Origin of the sequence: Pusillimonas sp., assembly GCF_035515275.1 — a bacterium.
Lineage (GTDB): Bacteria > Pseudomonadota > Gammaproteobacteria > Burkholderiales > Burkholderiaceae_B > Pusillimonas.
This window is the reverse complement of sequence record NZ_DATJBQ010000115.1, coordinates 1-7272: the sequence shown is the minus strand read 5'-3', so window position 1 is coordinate 7272 and position 7272 is coordinate 1. Positions and strand designations below refer to the sequence as shown.

Annotated in this window: 7 protein-coding genes; all 7 read left to right on the top strand. The window is 58.7% G+C overall.

The features are described from left to right. Window positions 1-150 precede the first annotated feature (150 nt). The gene (locus VL003_RS08555) at window positions 151-780 is read left to right on the top strand and encodes an SRPBCC family protein (protein WP_325441521.1); all 630 of its coding nucleotides are present in this window, start codon (window positions 151-153) and stop codon (window positions 778-780) included. A 16-nt stretch (window positions 781-796) separates the two neighbouring features. After that, a complete protein-coding gene (locus tag VL003_RS08550; RefSeq protein ID WP_325441519.1) occupies window positions 797-1690 on the top strand; it encodes an AAA family ATPase in 894 nt (297 codons plus the stop codon). Next, complete coding sequence (locus tag VL003_RS08545; RefSeq protein ID WP_325441517.1) at window positions 1684-2922, top strand: vWA domain-containing protein; 1239 nt, start codon at window positions 1684-1686, stop codon at window positions 2920-2922. Before VL003_RS08550 ends, VL003_RS08545 begins: the two co-directional genes overlap by 7 nt. Continuing rightward, window positions 2919-4067, top strand: coding sequence for an XdhC family protein (locus tag VL003_RS08540; RefSeq protein WP_325441515.1), 1149 nt, complete (start codon window positions 2919-2921; stop codon window positions 4065-4067). Before VL003_RS08545 ends, VL003_RS08540 begins: the two co-directional genes overlap by 4 nt. Further along, window positions 4064-4780 carry a nucleotidyltransferase family protein gene (locus tag VL003_RS08535; RefSeq protein ID WP_414708267.1) on the top strand — a complete coding sequence of 239 codons (717 nt, stop codon included), beginning with the start codon at window positions 4064-4066 and terminating at the stop codon, window positions 4778-4780. The genes VL003_RS08540 and VL003_RS08535 overlap by 4 nt, the downstream gene beginning before the upstream one ends. A gap of 48 nt (window positions 4781-4828) precedes the next feature. Then, window positions 4829-5188 carry a hypothetical protein gene (locus VL003_RS08530; protein ID WP_325441511.1) on the top strand — a complete coding sequence of 120 codons (360 nt, stop codon included), beginning with the start codon at window positions 4829-4831 and terminating at the stop codon, window positions 5186-5188. A 97-nt stretch (window positions 5189-5285) separates the two neighbouring features. Beyond that, complete coding sequence (locus VL003_RS08525; RefSeq protein ID WP_325441509.1) at window positions 5286-6863, top strand: sensor domain-containing diguanylate cyclase; 1578 nt, start codon at window positions 5286-5288, stop codon at window positions 6861-6863. Window positions 6864-7272: the final 409 nt, after the last annotated feature.

The following is a 7272-nucleotide window of genomic DNA, read 5'->3' as shown; positions in this document are numbered from 1 at the left end:
CGTGGGGTCGATTCCCTGCTTTTCGTCGGCCATTGTCGATGCGTTTTCCCACCTGGGTGTAACCCATATGAACATGCCCCATAGCGCCTTCCGGGTATGGCAGCAAAGCCGCGCCCTTGGGCTGGATCAACGTTAATCACTCGAGACCTCATGCAAGTTACTTTAGACAAGATTTACCCCATGCCGTGCAATGCCGACACCGCATGGAAGTTTTTGCAAGACATAGAAGCGGTTGCCGAATGCATGCCGGGGGCCAGCATTACCGAACGCATCAACGACAAAAGCTACAAAGGTGCGGTGTCGGTAAGGCTGGGGCCGGCATCCATGTCGTTCAAGGGACAGATCACGGTGGTCAGCATCGACGCCGCCACACAAACCCTGCACCTGATTGGCAAGGGCACCGACACCACCGGCACTTCGGGTGCTTCGATGGATCTTTTGGCTACCGTGCGCGCAGCGGGCGAGCAGTGCGAGCTTGTCGGCAAAAGCAGCATTACCATGAACGGCAAGGCCGCCGCGTTTGGCGGCCGCATGATGGATTCGGTTTCCGAGCAGATATTGAAGCAGTTTGCCGCCAACTTCGCGCAAAGGGTAAGCGAGATGCAGGCTCAGGGGCAAAGCAACATGGCCGCTGCTGAGAGCGATGACGCGAATGACCACGCGCCGCCGGCTCGTGGCGCCAAGGCAGCTTCGAAACCGCAAGAGCTTAACGGCCTGACGCTGCTCTGGGCGGTGGTTGCCGACTGGTTCCGTCGCCTGTTCACACGCAAGCCTGTGTAGGCTGAAGAGGTGGTGTATGGCCGGCCAGCAGCAAAACTTTATTTCAACGCTTAAAAACGAGCTTGCTGAACACGGCTATGTGGCCGATTCCAGTCTGGCGGCCACCCTGTTGCTGGCCCAAGGCCTGGAACGGCCGGTGCTGCTCGAAGGCGAGGCCGGCGTGGGCAAAACCGATGTAGCCAAGGCCTTGGCCAAGGCGCGCAACACCCGCCTTATCCGACTGCAGTGCTACGAGGGGCTGGATGCCCACTCTACCCTTTACGAATGGAACTACCAGCGTCAATTGCTGGCCATCAAGCTGCTCGAGCACGACGAGCGCAGCGCCTCGGAAAAAGAAAAGAACATATTTTCAGAAGCGTATTTACTGAAGCGCCCGTTGTTGGAAGCCATTACGGCGGAGCCGGCAGCCGTGCTGCTTATAGATGAAATCGATCGCGCCGACGAAGCGTTCGAGGCCTACCTGCTTGAGCTGCTTTCCGACTATCAGGTTTCCATTCCAGAACTGGGAACCATACGGGCGCGCAGCCGCCCCCTGGTCATTCTTACTTCGAACGGCACGCGCGAGCTGTCCGACGCCCTGCGTCGCCGCTGCCTTTACCACTATGTCGACTACCCCGATTTCGCCAAAGAACTACTGATCGTGCAGGCGCGTGTGCCCGCGGCCCCCATTGCATTGGCGCGTCAGGTGGTGGAATTTGTACAGGCGTTGCGCGGGCTCGACCTGCGAAAAAAACCGGGTATTGCCGAAACGCTGGACTGGATCAGCGCCCTGCTGCAGCTGAATATCAGCACACTGGATGACAACGGCCTGGAAAACATCATGAGCTCGCTGTCTGCACTGGTGAAAACCCATGAAGACCGTGCACGGCTCACCGTACCTGTCGTGCAAAAGATGGTGGCGGCATGTTGACGCCCTACTTTTCGTCGGCGCAAGCGCCTCCGATGCCCTCGGGATCAAATCAAGGTTCGCCGCCTTGCGCGCTGTTGGAATCGACCCGGCTCGAGGCCATGCTTCAGGCCCGCTACGTGGGTTTTGCCGAATTTTTGCGTATCAACGGATTCAAGCACGCCGATGCATCCACCGCCCTGCAGGCACTGCAGTGCACCGGGCAACTGGATGTTGACGTGGTGCGCTGGACGCTGCGCGCCGGGCTGTGCAGCGGGCCTTCTGAATGGCGGCGCTTTGACGAGCTTTTCGACCTTTGGTTTCTTGCGGGCATGCAGCGCCAACGCACCGAAGTTCGTGCCTCGGGGGTTGCCAACGTAGACACCCGCCAGTTGGGCGGCCTGCACGACCCTAGTGCAGGCATGCCATTGGAGACTGACAGTGGCGAAGGACAAGACGCAGGCGGAGCAAGCAGCTCGGAAGGCAGCAGCCCATACGAAATTATTGAGCAGGCTGATTTTCGCCAGTTGCACGAGCCCGAATCGCTACGCGCGCTTGAAGAACTGATGCAGCGCTTTGCCAAACGGCTAAGGCAAATAGAGTTGCGGCGCGACCAGCCTTCGATGACAGGCCGCCGCCTTGACCTCGCCCGCAGCCTGAGGCGCAGCGTTTCTTACGGCGGACTGCCCCTGGAACTGGCCTGGCGCAACCGCCGCAAACAGTTGCCCAGGCTGATATTGCTGCTGGACGTCAGCCGCTCGATGAGCCTTTACAGCTTTTTCTATCTTAGGCTTGCACGGGTCCTGACATCGATATTGGGCGACGTGCATTGCTTCATGTTTCACACTCGGCTGACCAGAATCTCGCAAGCGCTGCGCGACCCCGACCCCGGCCGTGCGCAAGAAAGCCTGCATCTGCTTTCCAGTGGATGGGCGGGCGGCACACGCATTGGCGATTCTTTGCAGCAGTTCAACCGCGAATATGCGCCCCGCCTGCTCCACGGGCGCAGTTGCGTGCTTATCGCCAGCGACGGCTACGACACGGGCCCGGCCGAACAAGTGTCGGACGCGTTGCGCGCCATAAAACGGCGGGCACGCAGCATCGTCTGGCTTAACCCCCTGGCGGGCCGCCCCGGCTACACCCCCACATCAGCCTGCATGCAGGCCGCCCTGCCCTTGATAGATAAGCTTGTTCCGGCCGGCAACCTGGCCGGCCTGGAGCGCGCGCTGCCCGACATCTGGAGGGCCTGCAGATGAACACCGTTTCTTTGAACGCTGCCTTGCTAAGCGAAGCGCTGCAGCTGACCGAACATAATCAGCCCTACGCCTGGGCCACCGTGGTTCGCGCCACGCCCCCTTCTTCGGCCTACGTGGGCGCGCAGGCCATTGTCACTGCAGACGGCACTTTGCACGGCTGGGTCGGCGGAGGCTGCGCGCGCAGCATCGTCGTGCAAAGCTGCCTTGAGGCCATTGAGCACGGCAACTCGAAACTGATTCGCATCAGCAACGAAGAAGGCGTTGTGGATACGGACACCGAAGTCCATGCCATGCCCTGCGCCAGCAACGGTACGCTTGAACTCTTCATACAATCGGTCAACCCCACGCCTGCGCTGTGCATCGCCGGCTCCACCCATGCCGCAATAGCCGCCGGAGAGTTCGCCGCCATGCTGGGCTGGCGGGTGTTTTATGAACAACCCGACGGTGGTAGTGGTGATGGCGGTGGCGGTACTGCAGGTGCTGGCGGTGGCTCAAGTCACGAAGGCGACAAGCGTTCGGCCGCTGATTCCATGCGTCAAGCCGGTGGCTCCACGTATCAAGACAACGGCCCGGAACCTGATTACGTTCTGGTTGCCACACAAGGCGAAGACGACATTGGACACCTGGAACGCGCGCTAAAAGGGCCGGCCAAAAAGGTGCTGCTTATTGCCAGTACCCGCAAGGCGGCCACATTAGTCGCGGCAATGCGGCAACTGGGTATCAGCGAAGACAGGCTGGCCGACCTGGAAAGCCCCGCTGGGCCGGATATTCTTGCCGGCACGCCCAGTGAAGTAGCCCTGGCCGCCGTGGCTGGGCTGGTGCGCGCGCATCGTGCTGGGCCTGACCGAGCACATAAAGACGGCCATGCAGGGCACGCAGAAGAAACAGAATCCGATGCAGCGCAGGCTACACACGATACGCCCTCGCCAGCCACCCTGGCCCAAACCGCGCCTGCCGAGCCCGCCAGCCCGCCCGCGTATATCAACCCGGTTTGCTTGCGGGCCATCAACCAGGAAACCGCCCTTCACACAGTCACCATGGGCGATCAAACACATTACTTTTGTTGTAACTGCTGCAAGACCAAGTTCGACGAAGAGCCCGAAAAATACCTGGATATCGCCCGAAACATGAACAGGCCCTTATGAAGAAAGCGACAGGCCCAACATCGACTGCTGGCGGGCCGAGTATGGGCGGCAGCCCTAACCGCCCGTCCAGACCCGGGTTGTGCTTTTCAGCCGTTGTGCTGGCGGCGGGCGAATCCACACGTATGAACGGACCCCACAAAATGTTGCTTCCGGCACCGACAGAGCCGGTTGTCCGTCGCAGCACTGCGGCCGTCGCGGGTTCAGGTGCGACAGAAGTCGTTGTCGTTACGGGCCACAACCACGCGCTGGTGGCCGAAGCATTGCGCGACCTGCCCATGCGCATTGTCTACAGCCCCGACTACCAACACGGCCAGATGACCTCTGTAAACGTCGGGCTGGCCGCGTTGGCTTTACCGTGCGACGCGGTCATGGTTTGTCTGGCGGATCAAGTGCTGCTTTCAGCAGCCGATTACGCACAATTGGCGCAGGCCTACCTGAACCGGCCTTACGGCTCGATACTGGTGCCCTATTTTGAAGGCAGGCGCGGCAACCCCATTGTTTTCGACCGCAAGCATATTGCCGAAATCTTGCAAGGCCAACGCAACCTGGGCTGCAGAAAGCTGGTGCAGGACAACCCGGAAGCGGTCTACGTTTATGAGGCCGAGCATGACGGCTATGTTCTGGACCTGGACACCCCGCAAGACTACGAGCTTGTGCTGAAGCGCTTGGTAGCAGCCGGGCCTCAAGTTTCGCCAGCCCCCCGAAGCCCCTGACCTTTCCGGTATACTCCGCGAACATTTAATTACACAAGGAGAGGCGACGTGAAAAAGTATTTAGCCGCAGGTGCGCTGGCGATGGCCAGCTTCACCGCGTTTGCACAGCAGTTTCCCGGGCCGATTATTGCCGAGTATTACATGGAGACTATGTCGGTGCCAAAGGGCTGGGAGCTTTCGTACAAAGGGGTGGAAAATAAAGTCCAGGTCTTTACCATGAACCGGGATTTGGATGCTTACCCGCAAACCGCCATGCTGCAGCCTGTCGATCAAATGCGGCGCGTCATGTGCGGCGACGACTCGTTGAAAGACATGATTAAAAGCGGGGTTAAGGTTCGGGTTGACTCACGAGACAAAGAAAACGGCAAAGTAAAAACCACCAAAGGGCCGATATTGTCGTCGTGCTAAGTGTGTCAAGGCGGCCCGCATGGCGGCTGTTGCTAGAATGACAGCCTTGCTGGGCCGCCTCTTGCTGACCTGACACATTCAAGCACCACCCAAAACAATGTTGAAATCGCTTTTCCGCGTCGACCTGCGACGCCTTATTTTATGGATGTGTCTTTTCTTTGTGATTTTGGCGTTAGGTAACAGCCTGCATGCGGCCTATCAGGTTCAGCGCAGCTTATTACTGCAACATCACCTGGACACCAACCATATCTACGCCGAGAAGCTGGCACGGGTAACGAGTTCATTCTTCGAACATTCGGCGCAGGCGGTCACCGCCGCCGCACTGGACGTGACCCATAGCGCACTTGACCCGATTGCCACGCAACAGGAACTTGAACAACTGGCCAGCATCACTGACAGTTTCAATGCCCTGATTGCGGTCGATTCAACAGGCAAGATCTTTGCCGCCATCGCCCACAACTCTTCGGTCGCCGGCGCATCACTGGTGGGCACTTCGCTGCAAACGCCGCAAGCCAGAGCACTGCTCGAGGTAAAGAACTCAGTCGGCATCAGCGGCGCCATCATGGGACGCTCAGGCCGCTGGATAAGCTTTATTTCGCACCCCATTTTTGCACCCGATGGCAGCTACGCCGGCTTCATCGCCGGCGCCGTGCATCTGCACGGCAGCAGCGCCCTGAAAAATGCGCTGGACAAGCACCATTACCAGGACGGGTCTTACTTCTACATTGTCGATGACTCGGGCTCAGCCGTTTATCACCCTCAGCAAAGCCTGATCGGCACGTCGTTTGGCGACAGGCCGCCCGTACAAGCCGTGCTCAAGGGCGAATCGCGAACGCAACGCGTGAATCACCCCGAATCGCCTGACCATTTCGTCAGCTACATGCCCATACCGTTCTCCAAGTGGGGAATCGTCGCCTTACGGCCCACCGAGCTGGCCATATCCAGCGTCAACGAACTGTTTCTGCGCACCCTTTATTATTCCTTGCCTCTGTTCATCATCAGCCTGCTGGCGATCTGGTGGCTGGCACGATTCATCGCGCGGCCCTTGCGTGAGCTGGCCAACGTGGCCGCCCATCTGGACAACCGTGACAACTTCGCGCATATACGCTTCATTAAAGGCTGGTATCTTGAGGCGGCCCTGATCCGAAAGGGGTTGATGCAAGGCTTTTCAGCGGTCAGCAATCGGCTGCGCAAGCTTCATCTTGAAGGCTCGACCGACCCGCTTACCGGCGTGGTCAACCGCCGTGGCCTGGACACGGCCATTGGCAGACTGACCGACACCGCACAAAGCACCGCCGTGGTCATGATCGACGTCGATCGGTTCAAGGACGTCAATGACAAGCACGGCCATGCCGTGGGCGACGAGGTGCTTAAAACGGTTACCGCGTTGATTATGGCCAAAGCCCGGAAAGAAGACGTGGTCGCCCGCATGGGTGGCGAAGAATTTGTTATTTTGCTGCCCGACACCGAACTTGAACAAGCAAAACTTTTTGCCGAGCGCCTGCGGCTGACAGTCGCGCAAACTGTCTTCGACAGCGCCGGAAACATCACCGTTTCACTAGGTGTCGCGTGCTTCCCGCAACATGCGCCCTCTGTTCAAGACGCCCTGGAGCTGGCCGATGCCGCGCTATACCGGGCCAAGGCCGCAGGCCGCAACTGCGTGGAAACGGCGTAACGGCTGCGCGCTGAATAACTTCAGGTGCCTGGCCGTGCCAGACGCGGAATCACTCCCACTCAATGGTTAATAGCTCAACAACACCATTGATTTAATTGAGTTTATTCCCATTACCTTCTGCCAATGCCATCCAAAACACCATCCCCAAAAGTTCGCTTGACCTTGCGTGGGGTTGCCTGATGCTGCCTGGGTTTTGAGCGGATTGCGCATTTTCGGGCATAAATGGTGGTTTTTGGGGCGAATCGCCGGATCGTGGTATTAGAAAGGTGCTTTTATACCCTCCTGACCGGATCCATTTCCGAAGTCGTCTATGATCTGAACACGATAGGCTTGACTACACAGCCATTTGCAATTGAGTAAACCCCCATGACTGAAGCAGAGCTAGTTCAAATCCTGACGCGCGGCGAAG

What these genes read in the sequence shown, in the direction of transcription:
- VL003_RS08555 (WP_325441521.1), top strand. Translation starts at nt 151, where the DNA reads ATGCAAGTTACTTTAGACAAGATTTACCCCATGCCGTGCAATGCCGAC.
- VL003_RS08550 (WP_325441519.1), top strand. Translation starts at nt 797, where the DNA reads ATGGCCGGCCAGCAGCAAAACTTTATTTCAACGCTTAAAAACGAGCTT.
- VL003_RS08545 (WP_325441517.1), top strand. Translation starts at nt 1,684, where the DNA reads ATGTTGACGCCCTACTTTTCGTCGGCGCAAGCGCCTCCGATGCCCTCG.
- VL003_RS08540 (WP_325441515.1), top strand. Translation starts at nt 2,919, where the DNA reads ATGAACACCGTTTCTTTGAACGCTGCCTTGCTAAGCGAAGCGCTGCAG.
- VL003_RS08535 (WP_414708267.1), top strand. Translation starts at nt 4,064, where the DNA reads ATGAAGAAAGCGACAGGCCCAACATCGACTGCTGGCGGGCCGAGTATG.
- VL003_RS08525 (WP_325441509.1), top strand. Translation starts at nt 5,286, where the DNA reads ATGTTGAAATCGCTTTTCCGCGTCGACCTGCGACGCCTTATTTTATGG.